Source organism: Faecalibacterium sp. PGM34 (assembly GCF_054456555.1).
On sequence record NZ_CM136898.1, the window covers coordinates 1230653 to 1249013 of the forward strand.

Annotated in this window: 16 protein-coding genes and 1 tRNA gene; 10 read left to right on the forward strand and 7 right to left on the reverse strand. The window is 58.0% G+C overall.

What is annotated here, in order from left to right; translation table 11 throughout:
- The first annotated feature begins 6 nt into the window (after nt 1-6).
- From ACXPUX_RS05805 to ACXPUX_RS05840, 8 genes are all read left to right on the forward strand, one after another.
- Nucleotides 7-939 carry a carbohydrate kinase family protein gene (locus tag ACXPUX_RS05805; protein ID WP_458830722.1) on the forward strand — a complete coding sequence of 311 codons (933 nt, stop codon included), beginning with the start codon at nt 7-9 and terminating at the stop codon, nt 937-939.
- A gap of 3 nt (nt 940-942) precedes the next feature.
- Nucleotides 943-2772 carry an alpha-amylase family protein gene (locus tag ACXPUX_RS05810; protein WP_458830724.1) on the forward strand — a complete coding sequence of 610 codons (1830 nt, stop codon included), beginning with the start codon at nt 943-945 and terminating at the stop codon, nt 2770-2772.
- Nucleotides 2773-3015: 243 nt separating this feature from the next.
- The gene (locus ACXPUX_RS05815; RefSeq protein ID WP_458830726.1) at nt 3016-3420 is read left to right on the forward strand and encodes a beta-galactosidase; all 405 of its coding nucleotides are present in this window, start codon (nt 3016-3018) and stop codon (nt 3418-3420) included.
- An 18-nt stretch (nt 3421-3438) separates the two neighbouring features.
- Complete coding sequence (locus ACXPUX_RS05820; RefSeq protein ID WP_458831171.1) at nt 3439-4227, forward strand: beta-galactosidase trimerization domain-containing protein; 789 nt, start codon at nt 3439-3441, stop codon at nt 4225-4227.
- A 142-nt stretch (nt 4228-4369) separates the two neighbouring features.
- Nucleotides 4370-5401, forward strand: coding sequence for a LacI family DNA-binding transcriptional regulator (locus tag ACXPUX_RS05825; RefSeq protein ID WP_458830728.1), 1032 nt, complete (start codon nt 4370-4372; stop codon nt 5399-5401).
- Nucleotides 5402-5678: 277 nt separating this feature from the next.
- On the forward strand, nt 5679-7277 hold the full coding sequence (locus ACXPUX_RS05830; RefSeq protein ID WP_458830730.1) for an extracellular solute-binding protein: 1599 nt from the start codon (nt 5679-5681) through the stop codon (nt 7275-7277).
- Complete coding sequence (locus ACXPUX_RS05835; protein WP_458830732.1) at nt 7274-7777, forward strand: hypothetical protein; 504 nt, start codon at nt 7274-7276, stop codon at nt 7775-7777. Before ACXPUX_RS05830 ends, ACXPUX_RS05835 begins: the two co-directional genes overlap by 4 nt.
- 342 nt (nt 7778-8119) lie before the next feature.
- Nucleotides 8120-8196, forward strand: a tRNA-Met gene (locus ACXPUX_RS05840).
- Nucleotides 8197-8310: 114 nt separating this feature from the next.
- Here the strand turns inward: ACXPUX_RS05840 and ACXPUX_RS05845 are convergent.
- The 3 genes from ACXPUX_RS05845 to ACXPUX_RS05855 form a co-directional block, all read right to left on the reverse strand.
- Entirely contained in the window at nt 8311-10515 is a 2205-nt protein-coding gene (locus tag ACXPUX_RS05845) for a glycoside hydrolase family 2 protein (RefSeq protein WP_458831173.1), read from the reverse strand.
- 170 nt (nt 10516-10685) lie between these two features.
- Nucleotides 10686-11897, reverse strand: a complete 1212-nt coding sequence (locus ACXPUX_RS05850; RefSeq protein WP_458830734.1) for a helix-turn-helix domain-containing protein — start codon at nt 11895-11897, stop codon at nt 10686-10688.
- A gap of 149 nt (nt 11898-12046) precedes the next feature.
- Nucleotides 12047-13447 (reverse strand): MFS transporter, encoded by a 1401-nt coding sequence (locus tag ACXPUX_RS05855; RefSeq protein ID WP_458830735.1) that lies wholly within the window; start codon nt 13445-13447, stop codon nt 12047-12049.
- 307 nt (nt 13448-13754) lie between these two features.
- Here ACXPUX_RS05855 and ACXPUX_RS05860 point away from each other — a divergent pair, with 307 nt between their 5' ends.
- Nucleotides 13755-14609 carry an SDR family oxidoreductase gene (locus ACXPUX_RS05860; protein ID WP_249240595.1) on the forward strand — a complete coding sequence of 285 codons (855 nt, stop codon included), beginning with the start codon at nt 13755-13757 and terminating at the stop codon, nt 14607-14609.
- 139 nt (nt 14610-14748) lie between these two features.
- On the opposite strand, the gene ACXPUX_RS05865 is transcribed toward ACXPUX_RS05860, so the two are convergent.
- The 4 genes from ACXPUX_RS05865 to ACXPUX_RS05880 form a co-directional block, all read right to left on the reverse strand.
- Entirely contained in the window at nt 14749-15912 is a 1164-nt protein-coding gene (locus tag ACXPUX_RS05865) for a DUF4349 domain-containing protein (RefSeq protein ID WP_458830737.1), read from the reverse strand.
- Entirely contained in the window at nt 15899-16393 is a 495-nt protein-coding gene (locus ACXPUX_RS05870; protein WP_458830739.1) for an RNA polymerase sigma factor, read from the reverse strand. The genes ACXPUX_RS05865 and ACXPUX_RS05870 overlap by 14 nt, the downstream gene beginning before the upstream one ends.
- Nucleotides 16394-16645: 252 nt before the next feature.
- Entirely contained in the window at nt 16646-17218 is a 573-nt protein-coding gene (locus tag ACXPUX_RS05875; RefSeq protein ID WP_458830741.1) for a hypothetical protein, read from the reverse strand.
- Between the two features lie 128 nt (nt 17219-17346).
- Nucleotides 17347-17469: a hypothetical protein gene (locus tag ACXPUX_RS05880; protein ID WP_458830743.1), complete on the reverse strand. Its 123-nt coding sequence runs from the start codon at nt 17467-17469 to the stop codon at nt 17347-17349.
- A 313-nt stretch (nt 17470-17782) separates the two neighbouring features.
- Here ACXPUX_RS05880 and ACXPUX_RS05885 point away from each other — a divergent pair, with 313 nt between their 5' ends.
- A complete protein-coding gene (locus ACXPUX_RS05885) occupies nt 17783-18352 on the forward strand; it encodes a biotin transporter BioY (RefSeq protein WP_458830745.1) in 570 nt (189 codons plus the stop codon).
- Nucleotides 18353-18361: the final 9 nt, after the last annotated feature.

Here is an 18361-nt window from a genome sequence, read left to right on the forward strand (position 1 = left end):
GCAACCATGGATATTGTAACGATTGGTGAAGTTTTGATCGACCTGACCCAGACCGGCAAGGATGAGCGCGGCATCCCTCAGTTTGCCGCAAATCCCGGCGGTGCTCCGGCAAATCTGGCTGTGGCTGCCGCCCGGCTGGGGGCACAGACTGCCTTTATCGGCAAGGTGGGGGCGGATGCCTTTGGCCGCTACCTGAAAGAGGTTCTGGCAGAGAACAAGGTGGATGTTTCCGGCATAGCGGTGGATGCAGACCACCCCACCACCATGGCGGTGGTCTCGGTAGATGCCACCGGCGAGCGGGATTTCAGCTTCTACCGCAGCGCCAACGCCGATGTGATGCTGAGCAAAGAGGACATTTCGGAGGGCGCTCTGAAAGCCGCTAAAATCGTCCACTTCGGTTCTGTCAGCCTGACCGCTGACCCCTCCCGCACCGCTACGCTGGACGCTGCTGCCCGCGCCAAAAAGCTGGGTGCTGTCATTACTTATGACCCGAATTACCGCGCCAACCTCTGGAAGAACAAAGAGGATGCCATTGCCCAGATGAAAGCACCCCTGCCGCTGGTGGATATCCTGAAAGTGTCCGATGAAGAGCTGCCTCTGCTCACCGGCACCACCGACTGTGCCGAGGGCACAGCCCAGCTTGCCCAGAACGGCATCCGGCTGATTTTTGTCACCCTGGGTGCAAACGGCGTATTCTACCGCTTTGGGGACAAGACCGGCCATGTGGCTGGCGTTCCCTGCAAGGTGGGCGACACCAACGGCGCAGGCGATACCTTCTTTGGCGCTGCCCTGTCCAAGCTCTGCAAGGAGGAGCTGGACACCCTGACGGTGGACAAGCTGGAAGGCATTCTGGCTTTTGCCAACAAAGCGGCCAGCATCACCACCAGCCGACATGGTGCTATCCCCGCCATGCCCACCCTTGCAGAAGTGGAGGGCTGAACCATGGCAGCAAAGCAGGAATTTGAGTCCCGGTTTGCCAAGCACAAGGACGAGCTGGAATGGCTGTTCATGGAACTGTACCACAACCGGGAAGGGCTGGAGGTTCTGGAGCGGGAGATGGCAGACGCCTACAACGCCCGCAGCGCCGAGCTGAAAGCACTGGACAAGGCACGCTCTGCCGACCCGGAGTGGTACAAGCGGGGCAATATGTTCGGCATGACCATGTACACCGACCTCTTTGCCGGAAATCTGAAAGAACTGGCAAAGAAGCTGCCCTACCTCAAGGAGCAGAAGCTGACCTATCTGCACCTGATGCCCCTGCTGCAGATGCCCCATCCCCACAACGATGGCGGCTATGCGGTGGAGGATTTCGACACCGTAGACCCTGCCCTTGGCACCAACAAGGATTTGGAAAACCTGACCCGGGAGCTGCGGAAAGCCGGCATCAGCCTGTGTCTGGATTTTGTCATGAACCACACCGCCAGCACCCACCGCTGGGCCATGGCGGCAAAGGCGGGCGACCCGTGGTTTCAGGCGTATTACCACCTCTATGACGACCGCACCATCCCCGACCAGTACGAGCAGACGGTGCCGCAGGTGTTCCCCAACACCGCACCCGGCAACTTTACATGGTGCGAGGAAATGCACAAGTGGGTGCTGACCACCTTCCACGACTACCAGTGGGACCTGAACTACGCAAACCCGGCGGTGTTCGTGGACATGACCAAGAGCATTCTGCACCTTGCAAATCTGGGTGTAGAGGTGTTCCGCATTGATGCGGTACCCTACATCTGGAAGCAGCTGGGCACCACCTGCCGCAATCTGCCGCAGGTGCACACCATCGTGCGGATGCTCCGCATGGTGCTGGAATGTGTCTGCCCGGCGGTCATTCTCAAGGGCGAGGTGGTCATGGCGCCCAAGGAGCTTGCCGCCTACTTCGGCACTCCCGAAAAGCCGGAATGCCATATGCTCTACAACGTGTCCACCATGGTCAACCTGTGGAGTGCCCTTGCCAGCCGGGACACCCGGCTGCTGAAAGCACAGCTGGATGCCCTGCACGCCCTGCCGGACAACTGCTGGTTCGTGAACTATCTGCGCTGCCATGATGACATCGGCTGGGGTCTGGATGAGGCAGTGGAAAACCGGCTGGGCATTGACCCGCAGAAGCACAAGGAATATCTGTACCACTTCTACGAGGGCAGCTTCCCCGGCAGCTGGGCAAAGGGCGAGCTGTACAACTACGACCCTGCCACCGGCGATGCCCGAAGCTGCGGCACCACCGCCAGCCTGTGCGGCGTGGAGCAGGCACTGGAAAAGGACGATAAGATCGCTCTGGATTATGCCGTGAAGCGCGACTTGCTGCTGCATACTGCCATGGCGTTCTTGCAGGGCTTCCCCATGCTGAACTGCGGCGATGAAATCGCACAACTCAACGGCTGGGACTACAAAAATGACCCCGACCGTGTGGAGGACAGCCGCAATCTGCACCGCAGCAAATTCAACTGGGAAGATGCCAAGCAGCGCACCCGAAAGGGCACGCTGCAAAACCAGCTGTGGCAGGGTATGGAGCAGCTGCGCCAAATGCGGGCAGACCCCTGCTTTGCCCCGGATGCATGGGTGACCACATGGGACAGCCACAACCCTGGTGTGTTGGCACTGGTACGCAAGCGCGGCGAGGAAACGCTGGTGGGACTGTTCAACTTTACCGAGTATCCGGCAGGGGCAAGTATGGACGCTCTGGGCGGCGAGTATCACACCCCGGAGGGCACTTCCGTCTGGCTGGCGGATGTGGAGCTGGAACCGTATCAGGCACTGCTGGTAAAAAACAAATAAGTAAAACGAGCTATCCGGCTCTCTTTTCGCCAAAGTTTTCAGAGTATTTTCTCGCAATCTGCCGAAAGCGGCGTGCTCTCGAAACTTTTTGTTGACACGGCTCGATTTTTGTGGTAGTCCATTCCAACAATTTAATATAACATATTTACTTAGAGTTCCAGCTCGGCTCCCGAAGGAGCCGGAGCAAATTTTTAACTTTCTATCGCTACATAACGAACCCGAACCAAGGCTATCCCGGAAAGGATGGTCAGAGAGATCGATGTTGCCAGCTGGGACAACTATCCCACATGGCACAAGCCCATCGAGACTGTGGAAGAGACCGCGCTGGACACCGCCATGATGCACGATTTGTATTACTCCATGAAGGGCAAGCCGTTCCTATTGATGGAGTCCAGCCCCAGCTTTACCAACTGGCAGCCTGTCTCCAAACAGAAAAAGCCCGGCATCGCAGAGCTTTCCGCCTTGCAGACCGTGGCGCACGGCGCGGACAGCGTGCTCTATTTCCAGTGGCGTGCCAGCCGCGGCGCAGAGGAAAAGCTCCATGGTGCGGTCATCGGGCACGATGGACGGGAGGACGCCCGCCCCTTCCGGGAAACGATGGAAGTGGGACGGAAGCTGGAGATGCTTTCTGAAATTACAACGATTTGACGCGAAAAACAGGCTGCAATCGTTCACGATTGGGAGAACAAGTGGGCGCTGGAAGGCTCCTGCGGGCCGCGCAATGCCGGGATGGGCTACTGGGACGAGCTGAAGCTGCACTACAACGCCCTTGCACGCGAGGGCATCGCGGTGGAGTTTGTTGATCAGGAAGCAGACCTGACCGGTTATGGGCTGGTCGTTGTTCCGATGCTTTACCTGCTGACGGACGCATTTGCGCAAAAGCTCTGCGCCTTTGCAAAGAACGGCGGCACCGTTGTTGTCACTTACTGGAGCGGTGTGGTGGACGAAAGCGATCTGTGCCGTCTGGGGGACACGCCCTACGGCCTGACCGAGCTGCTGGGTCTGCGCCGCACCGAGATCGACGGGATGTATGACGGCGAAACCCGCCGCTGCGCCCCTGTGGAGGGCGCAAAGCTGCCGGAAGCACAGGCTTCTGTGCTTTGCGAGGTGGCCGCACTGCAGGATACCGACCCAGCTGTGCCGCTCAGCGTTTACACCGAGGATTACTTTACCGGCTGCCCAGCCGTGGCGGTTCATGCTTACGGCGCAGGCCGTGCGTACTATCTGGCAAGCCGCTTTGATGCTGCGTTTTATCGCGCATTTTACTGCGATGCAGCGCGGGAGGTCGGTCTGACACCGGCATGGCCGGAAATGCTGCCGGACGGCGTTCTGGCGGCGCGGCGCGGTACGTTCGTCTTTGTACAGAACTGCAATGAGCATCCGGTCAAAGTAGGCGGTGTTGCGCTGAACCGTTACGGAACGGCCGTCTGGAAAAGCGGCGAGCAGATTTTGTAAGGAGCAAAAATACCAATTTTCAGCGTTCTGCCGAAAAAGCAGAACGCTTTTTGTTTGCTTTCATACTTGACAAAGCGGGCTTATCCCGGTATGCTGGGGTGGCGCTCTGTTGCGCAGAGCTGTGAAAAGGAGAGGATATTCCGTGGCTGCAAAGGAAACCGAAAAAATGACGATCGAGCAGGTGGCCGATGCGCTTGGTGTTTCTAAAACGACGGTATCACGCGCACTTTCCGGCAAGGGACGCATCAGCGAGGAGACTCGCGCCAAGGTGTACGCTTATATGGGACGCACCCGCTCCGAGCCGGTTTCCGCAAAGAGCGGGGAAAAACTGCGCACCAACAACATTGCCATGATCGTGCCGCAGCGGTTTATTGCGCTGGATCTGCCCTTTTTGCGCAAGTGCATGGGCGGCATCTGCACCATGGCGGACCAGCGCGGCTACGACCTGATGCTCTGCTACTCCTCCAACACCGAGTACCCGCAATTGCATCGACAGCTGGCCAACCACAAGGTGGACGGCGTGATCCTGACCTACGCCATGGCGGACGACCCCTGCATCGACCTTTTGCGGCAATACGAGACACCTTTCGTGCTCATCGGACGCAGCGAGGACAAGACCATCCCACAGGCAGACAACGATCAGGTCGCTGCCGCCTGCGAGATGACCCGCATTCTCTTGCAGCTGGGCGCCAAGCGCATCGCACTGCTGGTGGGCAGTACCATCTATGCGGTCAATACCGACCGCACGCGCGGTTATCTGCGTGGGTTCGCGGAATTTGGCGTACCGGTAGACCAGCGGCTGGTTCATTCCGGTGTGGAATCTGCCGGGCAGACCATTGATGCACTGGAAGCTGCGCTGGAGCAGAAAGCGGATTGCATCCTCTGCGGTGATGATGAGATGGCCTTTGAGGTCATGCGGGAGCTGCGGATGCGGCATATCCTCGTGCCCAACGACCTGCGGGTCGCCAGCCTGTACGACAGCTCCATGCTTGCCAGCATTACGCCCTCGGTCTCGGCGGTGCAGTATGATGCAGAACAGCTGGGCAAGACAGCCTGCCGGATGCTGCTGGACCGGCTGGCGGGCAAGGAGACCGTGATGCGGCAGCTGGAGGGTTATCAGGTCATTTTGCGGGATTCCACCAAGTGGATGGAACGCTCCCGCAGCATCAAATAACGCACTTTCCGTGCCTGCTCCTTCTTCGGAGCGGGCATTTTTGCTTTTTGCGGGTGAAGGTTGCGCTAAATTTGCGCATTTTTGCCCGTGCATCCCGATTTTACCGTCATATTTTCCAGTTTTGACCCAACAATCCCGTGAATTTCGTCCATTGACGTGAACAAAAGAATGCAGCATTCTATGGTTACAAGAAAAAAGTTGCTCAAATGCGCGCAACCTGCGTGCGCAACAAAGAGCGCCTGAAGAGTTCAGATTGAGAACGAAGAAGAACTGGATCATGAAAAAGCTGATTTCCCGCCGCAACTTCCTTGCTGCCATGGGTGCTGTGGCTGCTGCCGGTTTGCTGACTGCCTGCGGTGGCTCTTCCTCTGGCGCTGCTTCCTCTGCTGCCGCTTCCAGCACGGCTGCCTCTGCTGCGGAGAGCTGGGGCGATGTAAAGCTGACCATGTGGGGCGCAGAAGAGAACCAGACCATGCTGCGCGAGATGGCCGATGCCTTTATCGAGCAGAATGCAGACAAGGGTAATGTAACCATTGAGATCGGCGTGCAGTCCGAGTCCAGCGCAAAGGACACCGTTCTGGCTGACCCGGAGTCTGCCGCAGACGTTTTCGCCTTTGCAGACGACCAGCTGAACGAGCTGGTGAACGCCGGCGCTCTGCAGGAGATCCTGCTGAACCCGGACGATATCAAGAGCCGCAACCTGCCTGGTTCTGTGGGCGCTGCCACCCTGAACGATAAGCTCTACGCCTACCCCATGACCGCTGACAACAGCTACTTCCTGTACTATGACACAAGCGTTCTGACTGCCGAGGATGTGCAGAGCATGGACACCATGCTGGAAAAGGCTGCTGCCGCCGGGAAAAAGCCCAACAACTTCCGGCAGGACATCACCCTGTACCTGAACGAGAAGTTCTATGTGACCCTGCTCACCCTGCCGGTGCTGGGTGTGGTGGTGTTTACCATTGTGCCGCTGTTCATCCTGATCGCCGTGGCGTTCACAAACTACGACCAGCAGCACATGCCGCCCGCCGCCCTGTTCACATGGGTGGGGCTGGCAAACTTTGCCGCCCTGTTCGGCGGGCAGTCGCTGACGGTGACCTTCAGCTACGCCTTTGGCCGGGTGCTGGGCTGGACGCTGGTGTGGGCCTTCTTTGCCACCTTTACCACCTTCTTCGGCGGCGTATTTCTGGCCATGCTCATCAACAACAAAAAGACCAAGTGCCAGAAGCTCTGGCGCACGCTGTTCATGGTCACCATTGCGGTGCCGCAGTTCGTCACCCTGCTGCTGGTGCGCAACTTCTTCTCGGACGCAGGTATCTTCAACACTCTGATGACCAATGCAGGCGTGACCGACTTTTTAAAGACCATCGGCCTGCTGGGGCAGAACATGAACCATATCCCGTTTTTGACCGATCAGCACTGGGCAAAGTTCATGATCGTCCTTATCAATGTCTGGGTGGGCGTGCCCTACCAGAAGATCATCGCCACCGGTGTGCTGATGAACATCCCCGGCGATATGCTGGAGGCCTCCACCATCGACGGTGCTTCGCCGTGGCAGAGTTTCATCTACATCAAGCTGCCCTATCTGTTCAGCGTGCAGGGGCCTGCACTGGTCACGGATTTCGTCAAGAACGTCAACAACTTCAACGTCATCTACCTGCTCACGCAGGACGTTTACATTACAAAGGATCAGGCACTGGCATCCTCCAGCGCCAAAGAGGTGGACCTGCTGGTCACATGGCTGTTCCGCCTGACGCAGGAACAGTACAACTACAAGATAGCCGCTGTCATCGGCATTATGGTGTTCATCATCTGTGCCGTGTTCACGCTGGTCTGCTTCCGGTTCCTTAATAAAAAGGAGGCGACATTCTCTTGACACAGGCAACTGTTTCTCCGGCACGCCGGACGGAAACCGCAGCGCAGCTGCGCCGCGGGCGCATCCTCCGTACTGTCCGCAGCATTCTGCGGCATCTGCTGCTGGCTTTGCTGGCAGGCATCTGGCTGGTGCCCATTCTGTGGCTGCTGGTCACCTCCTTTTCCACCGACCGGGGCATTAATGTGCGGCGGTTCTTCCCGGCAAGCTACACGGTAAGCAACTACGTCAACATTCTGTTCCACCCGGACTCTGTGGCGCAGTTCCCGCGCTGGTTCACGAACACCCTTGTGGTGGCCTGCTTCAACTGCGTGATCTCAACCTGCTTTGTGCTGATGGTGGCCTACGCGCTGAGCTGCTGCCGGTTCAAGGGCCGCAAGCTGCTGCAGAACCTCTCGGTCAGAGTCAACCTGTTCCCGGGCGTATTGGCCATGATCGCGGTCTACTTCGTGCTGAAGTACCTCAACCTGACCAACTCCTATGCGGGCCTCATCATGGTCTAGGCCGGTTCGTCCGGTCTGGGCTACCTGATCTGCAAGGGCTTCTTTGATACCATCCCCATCTCCATCCTGTTCGTCATCATGCAGAAGTTCTATGTCGAGGGCATCACCTCCGGCGCAGACAAGGGCTAAACTGCTATCTTCTTTCTCCTTCATCATAAAAAGCCGCACCCCGCAGGCCGATCCCACGGCAGCGGGGTGCGGCTTTTATACGCTCCGGCGCTGCGCAAGACCCGGAGCGCATAAAACGAAAAAAATTTCTCAAAAAGGGTTGACATTCTGCCTACCCTGTGGTATTATACTTGAGCAGTCAGCGAGAACCGCTGAAGGGCAAAAAGTAAATATCGCGGGGTGGAGCAGTCTGGTAGCTCGTCGGGCTCATAACCCGAAGGTCGTTGGTTCAAATCCGGCCCCCGCAACCACCAAGCAGGTCAAATTCTACGAATTTGACCTGCTTTTTTGCTATCATTTCATACAAAAAGGGATACCGGAGCATCCGCAGATGTTCCGGTATCCCTTTTATATGTTTTTGCCTATTACTTCTTGATCTTGATGAGCTGGGCGTTCAGGCTCTCAATAAAGCCGTCCGGCATGGTGGAGATCATGCCTGCCATGGCCTCGGGGGTCATCTTCTGCATCATGGCCCACATGCCCTCGCCGGGCTTGATATCAAAGTTGGTGGCCAGCTTGACCGCCTTGGCGGTAACGGTAAAGGCTTCCTCGTTCTTAGCCAGCTCTTCCAGACTGTCCTTGATGCTGTAATAGCCCTCGGGGAACTCCATGGGAGCGGTCAGGTCCATGCTGCCCATCTGCTTGAACCAGTTGGCCACGCCCTCCTGACGCTCGTTGAACTCCGGCAGGGTGTAGCAGGCAGGCTCGGCGTCCACCTTTTCCAGCGTGATGCTGTCCTTCACGGTATCGGCCACAGCCATCAACACGTTGAAGCCCTCGTCCAGTGCAACATTGAACTTGAACACGCGGTGTGCGGTCTGGGTGCCGACTTCCTTGCCGTTGCAGTACAGGGTCACGGTGTCCTGATTGGAGTACACCTTCACCTCGGTGGTCTCACCGGCGCGCTGTGCGTGACGACGGCCTGCGATGTGCACCATGGGGTCCTTTGCCCAGTAGGCCTGATAGACATAGAAGCTGTCCTTACGGGTCTTGCGGTCGATGGTGACCAGACCCTTGTTGTTGCGGCCCTTCACGCCGCCCTCACTGCGGGCTGCGCAGCCGAAGTCGAACATGTTCCAGACGTGGCTTGCCCAGATCCACGGGCGGTCCTCAAAGGCCTGTGCCATATACTCGTGGTACAGTGCCTGATACTCCTCGGAGTAGTCCTTGCACTGGGGGGTGTTGCTGTGCCAGTTGATAATGCCCTCGCAGCCGTACTCGGAGATGCCAAGGCAGATATCCGGGTTCTCGGCGTGGAACTTGTCCAGCCACGGGCCGTTCTGCTCGATCTTGCCGCCGTACCAGCCAAAGTAGTGGTTGTAGCTTTCCACATCGGTAATGCGGTGCATGGGGCCGGTGGTGGGGGTGCTGGAGACGTGGGCGATGGTGGTCAGGCGGGTGGGGTCAAGCTCCTTGCACAGCTTCTGCAGGTCGTGGTGGCAGTCCACCAGCTCCTGACTGATGCCGCCAATCAAAATCTCGTTGGAGATGCCCCAGAACAGGATAGAGGGGTGGTTGTAGTTCTGGACGATCAGCTCGGTCAGCTCGCGGCGGCAGTGCTCGTGGGCGTCCTTGCCGGACTTGAACACGCTGATGAAGGGGATCTCTGCCCAGACGGCAAAGCCCAGCTCATCGCAGGCGTTATAGAAATCCTGACTGTGCTGGTAGTGTGCCAGACGGATGGTGTTGGCACCCAGCTCCTTGATGATCTGTGCGTCCTGATAGTGATCCTCCACGGTCAGGGCGTTGCCCTTGTACAGCTTGTCCTGATGGCGGGAAACGCCGCGCAGCGGGGTGGCCTCGCCATTGATGGAGAAGCCGCCGTCCGGGGTGACGGTGTAGCTGCGCACGCCCACGTTGGCGTAGATCTCGTCAAAGGCTTCGTTGTTGCGCTGCAAACGTGCCACCACGGTGTAAAGGTTCGGCTCGTCCATGCTCCACAGCTCGGCGTCCGGCACATAGATGGTAACAGCGGTGCTGTCAGCGGGGCGCACAGCGGAAGCGACCTCGCATCCGTAGGGGTCCTCGATGCTGTACATCACGGTAAAGCTGTCGTCCGGGTTGGTGACGAAGCTCTTGATCTCAAAGGTTGCGCCGCCGTCTGCGGTGGGCTTGGGGGTGACCATGATGCCGGGGCCGCCGTAGTAGTCCAGATCAAAGTGCGCATTCGGCACGCTGATCAGATTCACGCCGCGGTACAATCCGCCGTAGAAGGTAAAGTCCGCAGAAGCGGGGTACATGGAGGGGGTGTCCTCGTTGCTGACCTCGATGGTCAGCTCGTTGTCGCCGTCACGGCACAGGTCGGTAATGTCGGCGCGGAAGATGGAAAAGCCGCCCTCGTGGGTGGTGGCAACAGTGCCGTTCACCTTGACGGTGGCATCCAGCGCGGCTGCCAGCACCTCCACATACACGCGGCCGCCCGCCAGCGGCTGATCGGGCTTTTTAAAGGTGCGGCTGTACACACCGGTGGTGCGCAGGTAGCTGCCGTTGCCGTCCATGCCGTCCACGGCGTTCCAGGTGTGGGGCAGGGTAACAGCCTCAGCGGCGCGCTCGCCCTTGGGGAAGCTCAGGGTTCAGCCTTCGTTCAGGGAAATGATCTCTCGCATGATGAATTCTCCTGTCTTATTTCTTGTGTTGTTTCTATCGTGATAGGTTCGGGTATCTTCTTTTACTGATGTTATTCTAGCATGGAAAACGCTGGAACTGCTAGAACATTTTTGTGCCGGAATCGTAAATTTTTTTATTTTTTCCGGGTCTCCCGGCGGTAGCGGGTGGGGGTCATGCCGAAGGTACGCTTAAAGATTTTGGCAAAGTAATTTACGTCCAGAATGCCCATCTCCTCTGCTACCTCGGAGATGGAGCGGTCGGTGGTGGTCAGCTGCTGGGCGGCACGCTTGACCCGCTGGGTGTTGATATAATCGATCAGGGTGCTGCCGGTCTCCTGCTTGAACAGGGAGGAAAGATAGGACGGGCTGATGTGGCACAGCGCCGCAAGGCTTTTCAGGGTATGCGGCTCCGAGAGGTTCAGGTTGATGTGATTGATCACCTTCTGCACCGTGGGGGAGTAGCCCTTCAGGGAGTAGCGGCGGGCGTAGGCACAGTAGTCCCGTATCATTTGCTGCATCGTGGCCTGCACATCCTCCACCGTGTCCAGCGCCTCGATGCGGCGGGCGTAGCTGGAGGAGATCTTATCTACATAAAAGGGGTGCACCGCGTTCTGCTCAATGGCCTTGCGCAGCAGGGTGTTCATAATAATGAACTGGCTCTTTTCCCGGTAAAGCGTCCCGATAAACCGATCGCCCAGCGAAAAGCGGCCGAACTGGTGGAAGCTGAGGATCGCGGCATTCTCATCGCCCCGGGTCACAGCTTCCAGCATCTCGTTTTCGACCTGATAGCGCTGTTCGATCATGGCAACAGGGATATCCCGCTCAAAGCTTGGCTCGGTGAAGTAGCGGGTGTCCGGCTGGAACATAAAGGGCAGAAACTCCTTCACGTTCTGGGTGCGCAGCTCCCGCTGCCCCATCAGCACAGAGACCACGGAGTAGATGGCGGTGGCAAAGTCATCGCCGGAAAGGGTGTGAACGCCGTTGTAATATTCCTGCACAGCCTCGTCCCCGGCTTTACCGAGATTTTTCTGCGTCCACCGGTGGGATTCCTCGCTGCGGGGGCCGTCCGTCCACGGGCCGATCATGAACACGGTGTCCTTTTCGTCCGGCACGCGGAACAGGGCAAACTTCAGCTCAAAGATGCCCTCGACGATCAGCAGCGTCTGCTCTGGGGTGTGCTTCAGCAGGGTATAGCCGAACTCCTGCCAGTCAAATTCCGGGTCCAGTGCCTTGCGCAGACCGTAATCGAAATTTTCCAGCCCGGCAAAGGGCGGGGTCACCCGGCAGGCGGGGATATTGTAAACGGCAGCAAGCTTGCTGAGCACCTGTAAGGGATCTACGTTCATGGTCTGCTCCTTTTTGTGCGGTGGTTCGTACAGGTTCAGTATACCGCTTTTTTTCACTGAGAACAAACACCCTGCCGGGCACATTTCTGTGTTCTGGCAGGGTGCCTGTTCTGCGCAACTGAGGTAAATGATAAGGAAGGGAAAATAGCTTAGTTTTCCTTGCCCTCACGGCGCGCAGCCAGCGTAGCAACGTTCTGCTCCACGCGGGTCTTGCTCAGCGGGTAGAGGAAAACAAGGATCAGCGCCAGTGCCACAAAGCCTGCAAAGGGTGCAAGACAGGCCAGATTGAAGATTTTACCGGTGACGGCGGGGTCGAAGGCGGTAGCCTCAGAGTAACCGATCATGGTCAGCAGAGCGCCGATGAGGCCGGAGGAGATAGCCTGACCCAGCTTGCGGGCAAAAGAGTAGACGGAGTACACAGTGCCGTCCTCACGCACGCCGGTGCGCACCTCGGTGTCGTCGATGACGTCGGTGATCATAGCCCAGACCACGGTGTTGAAGTAGCCCATGCTGATGGTAGCCACAGCGGCAAAGGCGACAAAGACGAAGGGGTTAGAAGGACGCAGGATAAAGCACAGCAGGTAGGAAACAGCGCCCACGACAGCACCGGCGGTAGCCAGCTCCTTTTTGCCGAACTTCTGGGAGAGCTTGACAGCGGTGGGAGCGCAGATGAGCAGGGTGCCTGCCATGCCCACCAGACTGGACAGAGACTGTGCAGCGGCGCTGCCGTAGTAGTTGGGGTACACATAGCTGCTCATGCCGCTCATGGTCAGCTGAGAGAGCAGCAGCATCAGGGCGGCGGCGATGATGCCCATCAGGGAGCGGTTGGTGGCAATGCTCTTGACCAGCTTGCCGAAGTCCAGCTTTTCATTCTTGGTGGTCAGCTGCACGCGCTCCTGCACCATCTTGAAGCACAGCAGGTAACAAATGATGGCGCAAACGGAGAACACACCGGCGATGATGGTCATGCGGGAGCCGGAGAGCATGGTCTTGCCGTCCACGGTAACGTAGGCGATCATCGGGGTGCCCACGCCGATGACAAGGCTTGCAAGGCTGGAGCCAATGGTGCGCCAGGTGGACAGCTCGGCACGGTCCTTGGACTCAGGAGAGACCGCAGAAGCCATGGAGCCGTAGGGGATGTTGATGGAGGTGTAGAAGATGGAACCCCACAGAATGTAGGTGACTGCCAGCCAAGCCACCTTGAAGCCGTAAGGCATCCCGGCCAGACCGGACTGGAAGATCAGGAAGGAAGCAATGGCCACAGGGCCGCACATCCGCTTGAGCCACGGGCGGAACTTGCCGTCCGTGGTGGGCTTGCAGCGGTCTACGATCTGACCCATGGTGATATCGGTAAAGGCGTCCACGATGCGGGCTGCCATCATTACGATGCCCACCACACCGGCAGAAACGCCCATCACGTCGGTGTAGAACTTCATCAGGAACAGGGACGAGAGGATGAAGGTGAAGTCGTTGCCGAAATCACCGAACATGTAGCCCAGCTTGTCCTTCATGCCGAAGGGACGCAGGGCACTCTTGCTTTCAGATGCCATAAAAATCTCCTTTTCTTCTTCGCTTCTTGCTCTGGCTCCGCAGGCCGCGCGGAGCCGAAGTCAGTATGTGTTTGTCATGCTTTTATCATACTGGTTTTGCTTTGGAAGAGTTAGAAGATTTTCAAGGTAAAAACGGTCATTTTTGCGATTTTGCACGATTCCGTCTGCACGGTATCCAGAAGATATCGTGCTTATTGCCCACGAAAAAGCGTAAAACATTCCCATTTTATAATAAGAATATTCTGGCAAAGACCGTCTTTTTCTGTTATACTCTAGCCAATGAATGTAACTGTAACAGGAGGATGTTATGGAAAAGAATGTACTGAACACCGATCTCACCGGCAAGGTGGCGGTCGTCACCGGCGCAAGCGGAACGCTGTGCTCCATTTTTGCCAAGGCGCTGGCACGCGCCGGTGCAAAGGTGGCGCTGCTGGGCCGCAACATGGATAAGCTCAAGGAGCTTGCGGACGAGATCGAAGCCGAGGGCGGCATCGCCAAAGGCTACACCTGCAACGTGATGAACAAAGCCAACTGCCTGCAGGTAGCCGAGGACGTGCTGGCAGACCTTGGCCCCTGCGATATCCTTGTAAACGGTGCAGGCGGCAACAACGCCCGTGCCAACACGGACAAGGAATATTTTGAGATGGCCGATCTGGAAAGCGACACTGTCACCTTCTTTGATCTGGACGAGAGCGGCGTGGAGATGGTGTTCAACCTGAACTTCATCGGCACGCTTCTGCCCACGCAGGCCTTCGCCCGCCAGATGGTAGGCCGCGAGGGCTGCAACATCCTGAATATTTCCAGCATGAACGCCTACCTGCCCCTGACCAAGATCCCTGCCTACTCCGGCTCCAAGGCTGCTGTGACCAACTTTACCCAGTGGCTGGCGGTGCACTTCAGCAAGGTGGGCATCCGGGTCAATGCCATCGCGCCGGGCTTCTTTGCCAGCGAGCAGAACGCAAAGTTGCTCTTCAACGAGGACGGCACCCCCACCGACCGCACCAAAAAGATCCTTGCCGCCACCCCCATGGGACACTTCGGCGACAGCGAAAAGGACCTTGTGGGCGCACTGCTGTTCCTGCTGAACAATGACGCAGCGGGCTTCATCACCGGCATCTGCCTGCCGGTGGACGGCGGCTTCTCGGCCTATTCCGGCGTGTAATAATCACTGCAAAATATACAAAAAACACCCCTGTCTCCCGGTGCAGCAGCCCGGTGGGACAGGGGTGGTCGTTTTCAGCGGGGTGGAACAAAAGGCTTCCCCCAGCCGGGGGAAGCCTTTATGTGGAAAATTTATGAGGTCACTTCTTCGGGTGCTTTTTGCGCCATGCAAGCGCAAGGGCGACCGCAGCGCACGCCAGCACGGCCAGCGGCCAGACGGAGGCCAGCCCCACCACCAGCTGCTGCAAGCCGTTCACAAAGTTGCCCCAGCCGGAGGTAAAGGCGGTGCCGATGCGGGAGAAGAAACCTTCGTCCGCAGGGGTGTAGGTCTGCACCTCGTTCAGGTCGATATACACGGTGCACTGCTGCACCTGGTTGCTGTACCAGTCCAGCTGGCTCTGCCAGCTCTCGATCTGGGACTGCACCTCGGTGAGGGAATCCTCGATCTGCAACAGGTCGGAAAGAGTTTCGGCCTGTGCCTGAAGCTGCTGTAAGCGGGTGCGCTGTGCCTGCAAATTAGAAAGCCGTGCGGACACGTCCATATACTGGGTGGTCACATCATCGGCCTGCTGGCTGCGGTAGGTCACATTGCCGGCAGCGGCCACGGCGTCCAGAAAGCTCTGGTAGTTGGCCTGCGGCACCCGGTAGGTCAGGTTGACCGAGCGGCTGGAACCGCTGCTGGAATACTCGCTGCTGGATTCCAGATAGCCGCCCGCTTCGGCAAGGGCACTGTCCAACGCACTGCGGGCGGCTTCGTAGTCCTTGCTTTCCAGCGTCAGGTTGGCAGTGTAGATGATCTTGGCGCTGTCCACCGCAGGGGCAGCAGCCTCGGTGCTGCCGGTGCCGCTGTACTCCGTTTCCAGAGAGCGGTCGTCTGCCTCCAGACTATAATTCACCGCCTCGGGGGCGCTGTCCAGCGCGGCGTGCTGGAGATCAAAACCGCCCGCTGCCACAGAGGCAGCGGAGCTGTTGGCAGCGCCTTCGGCTGCGTACAGGGCGGGTGCGCTGCTTTTGGCGCTGCCCATCCCGATGCCCAGATGCAGGGTGCTGTAACCCAGCACGCACACGGCCAGACAGGCGGCCAGCGTGCCCAGCTGCTTTACCGGGAAGTGAATGGGCTTTTTCTTCTTGGGTTCGATATTCAGGGGTGCTGCGGGTGCAGCGGTCTGCGGGGCAGGGGCGGCCATCATGGGTTCAGCCTTTTCCTCCGCAGTCAGGGTGTCGGTCATGGCCAGCAGTTTTGCCTTCAGATCGTCCGGGGCAGTCAGGTCATCGACCTCCATTTTATATTCATACCACCTCATCTTCGATCTCCTCCTTCAGCATCGTATGTAACTGTGCCCGTGCGCGCCGCAGCCAGCTTAGTACCGTGTTTGTGGGCACCGCCATCATCCGCCCGATCTCTGCCGCAGTGTATCCTTCGTAGTAATGCAGATAGATGGCATTGCGGTAGTTTTCCGGCAGCGTGCGGATGGCATCCAGCACGCTGCCGTCTTCCGCAAGGACATCGGGGGCGGGCAGGTTCTCGTCCAGCTCGGTGTCCTTCTGGTGGGCGGCGCGGGTCAGGTCCCGGCAGCGGTTGATGGCCACCCGCAGCAGCCATGCTTTGAGATGCTCCTCACTCTCAAAGATGCCGTTGTAGTGCAGCAGCTTTTCAAACACATCCTGCACCACATCTTCAGCATCGGCTGTGCAGCGGCAATTATGCACCGCAGTGCGGTAGACGGCGTCGCTGTAACGCTGCACCGCCAAGGTAAATACTTCGTTTCTGGTCAGCTGTCCCATTGTTATAAACTCTCCTTGGATGCCCGGAAGCGGGCTTCTCGATGGAATGTTTGTGGTTCTCACGGGGACGTTCACTCAATATACGGCTCAGCATCCCCGATTATTGCAGAACAAAACCCGGTTTCTTCCATTTTTTGTGTGCCGGACGCACCGGGCCGCATGGCACGTCCACGTTCTCCGACAGAGGTTGGATATCCTGCCGGTTTACCGGTCAGTATACCACGGAAACGCAAAAAGGAAAAGGGGGCCTCCTTATTTATAGACCCTTTGCAGCAGCGCCAGCCGCTCGGAGAGAAAGGTCTCGGCCTTGGGGTGGTGCAGCCAGCATTTGCCATCGGTGCTGTGCACCAGTTTTTGCGCCAGTGCGGCAGGGGCGGTGTCGATGGCCATCACGTCCTGCATGGTCAGCTGCAGGGTGAGCGCCGCCGGAACATCCGGCAGCGGCGGCAGCGGGTCCTCCCACACAAAGGGCGGCAGCAGCTGCACTGCCACGGTCAGGCGGGTGCACTCCTCGGTCAGCAAAAGGGCGGCGGGGGTGCCGTCCGGCTGCACCTGTAAGCTGCTGTATAAAAGCTGCATCCGGGCAGGGGAGAGCAGCCGGGTCAGACCCTCTGCCGGAGCTGCCACAAGCTGTAAATACCCGGCGGCTTCCTCCCGGTAGATACGCCGGGCGGGGGCGTGCAGCGCTGCGTAGAGGGCGGGCAGCATAAAGCTGCCGCTTTTTTCCAGCGCCTGCTGCGCCAGCAGATAGAACTCGGTCAGCGGGTACGCCGCATCCGGCTGCGGCATCCCGAAATCCGGCCGCGATACATGACCTCCACCCATGGGGACCTCCTTGACAAAACACGATGGTGCGATTATACTATAAACAGAAGGGGCGCTGACTGCAAAGGTCAGCTTTCCATCCCGCATTAGTCAAAAAGATTGACCGCTAGTTTGGTAGACTTGGGCGGTCAATCTTTTTTGTTGTCATCGTTTTTCTTCTGTGAAGCTTTATCCATGACCTCAAGGGCCAGGCGGATCACCTCGATGATCAATCCCAACAGCGTAAGAATGACCATCAGCAGGTTCAGCATCTCCGACAGATCTATCAGATATCCCTCCCTTCGCCTTCAGGGTTTGGGAGGCCTGGCTCAAAAAAGTTCTCCTCCCACAAGCCGCTGGTTCGTTCCATGTACAGGAAGAAGCAGTGCTGCGGGATGGGAAAGCATGACCACCGATTATGCAATCAGCGCCGTATTCTTAGAATATCATATTTTTCGACGGATTACAATATATCTGTTGATTGTAAACCCCTTACAAACTTTTCCGTTGACCTGCGGCGCACCGGTGCGGTATACTCGGGCACAGATGCCTTGCAAAACGAAAAAACAGAGGGGAAAACTGACTATGAAAGACAAAAAACTGACCACCTACCAGATGGCCGTCACCGCCGTGATGGCTGCCGTGCTGTGCGTGCTTGGCCCGCTGACCGTGCCCATCGGAGCCGTGCCCATCTCGCTGGCAAACTTTGTCATCTGCCTGACCGCATGGCTGCTGGGGCCGAAGTTCGGCACCCTGAGCGTGGTCATCTATCTGGCGCTGGGCGCCATCGGCATTCCGGTGTTTTCTGGCTACGGTGCCGGTCTTACCAAACTGGCAGGCCCTACCGGCGGTTATCTGGTGGGCTATCTGCTGCTGGCCTTCATCGGCGGTATGTTCATTGAAAAGAGCAAGGGCAACCCGGTGGTCTCCGCTGTGGGTCTGGTGCTGGGCGATGCCGCCTGCTATGTGCTGGGCACGGCATGGTTCGTGTTCCAGATGCAGTGCGAGCTGGGCTACGCGCTGACCGTCTGCGTCTACCCCTTTATTGCGCTGGACTTGGGCAAGATCGTGGTGTCCTGCATCGTGGGTGCGCTGCTGCGTAAGCGCCTGACCCAGGCAGGCGTGCTGAAACTGCAGAATGCAGTTTCTGAATGATCGCTGAGC

Coding starts and splice junctions, on each gene's coding strand:
- ACXPUX_RS05805 (WP_458830722.1), top strand. CDS start 7: ATGGATATTGTAACGATTGGTGAAGTTTTGATCGACCTGACCCAGACC.
- ACXPUX_RS05810 (WP_458830724.1), top strand. CDS start 943: ATGGCAGCAAAGCAGGAATTTGAGTCCCGGTTTGCCAAGCACAAGGAC.
- ACXPUX_RS05815 (WP_458830726.1), top strand. CDS start 3,016: ATGGTCAGAGAGATCGATGTTGCCAGCTGGGACAACTATCCCACATGG.
- ACXPUX_RS05830 (WP_458830730.1), top strand. CDS start 5,679: ATGAAAAAGCTGATTTCCCGCCGCAACTTCCTTGCTGCCATGGGTGCT.
- ACXPUX_RS05850 (WP_458830734.1), bottom strand. CDS start 11,897: ATGAACGTAGATCCCTTACAGGTGCTCAGCAAGCTTGCTGCCGTTTAC.
- ACXPUX_RS05855 (WP_458830735.1), bottom strand. CDS start 13,447: ATGGCATCTGAAAGCAAGAGTGCCCTGCGTCCCTTCGGCATGAAGGAC.
- ACXPUX_RS05860 (WP_249240595.1), top strand. CDS start 13,755: ATGGAAAAGAATGTACTGAACACCGATCTCACCGGCAAGGTGGCGGTC.
- ACXPUX_RS05865 (WP_458830737.1), bottom strand. CDS start 15,912: ATGAGGTGGTATGAATATAAAATGGAGGTCGATGACCTGACTGCCCCG.
- ACXPUX_RS05870 (WP_458830739.1), bottom strand. CDS start 16,393: ATGGGACAGCTGACCAGAAACGAAGTATTTACCTTGGCGGTGCAGCGT.
- ACXPUX_RS05875 (WP_458830741.1), bottom strand. CDS start 17,218: ATGGGTGGAGGTCATGTATCGCGGCCGGATTTCGGGATGCCGCAGCCG.
- ACXPUX_RS05880 (WP_458830743.1), bottom strand. CDS start 17,469: ATGCTGAACCTGCTGATGGTCATTCTTACGCTGTTGGGATTGATCATC.
- ACXPUX_RS05885 (WP_458830745.1), top strand. CDS start 17,783: ATGAAAGACAAAAAACTGACCACCTACCAGATGGCCGTCACCGCCGTG.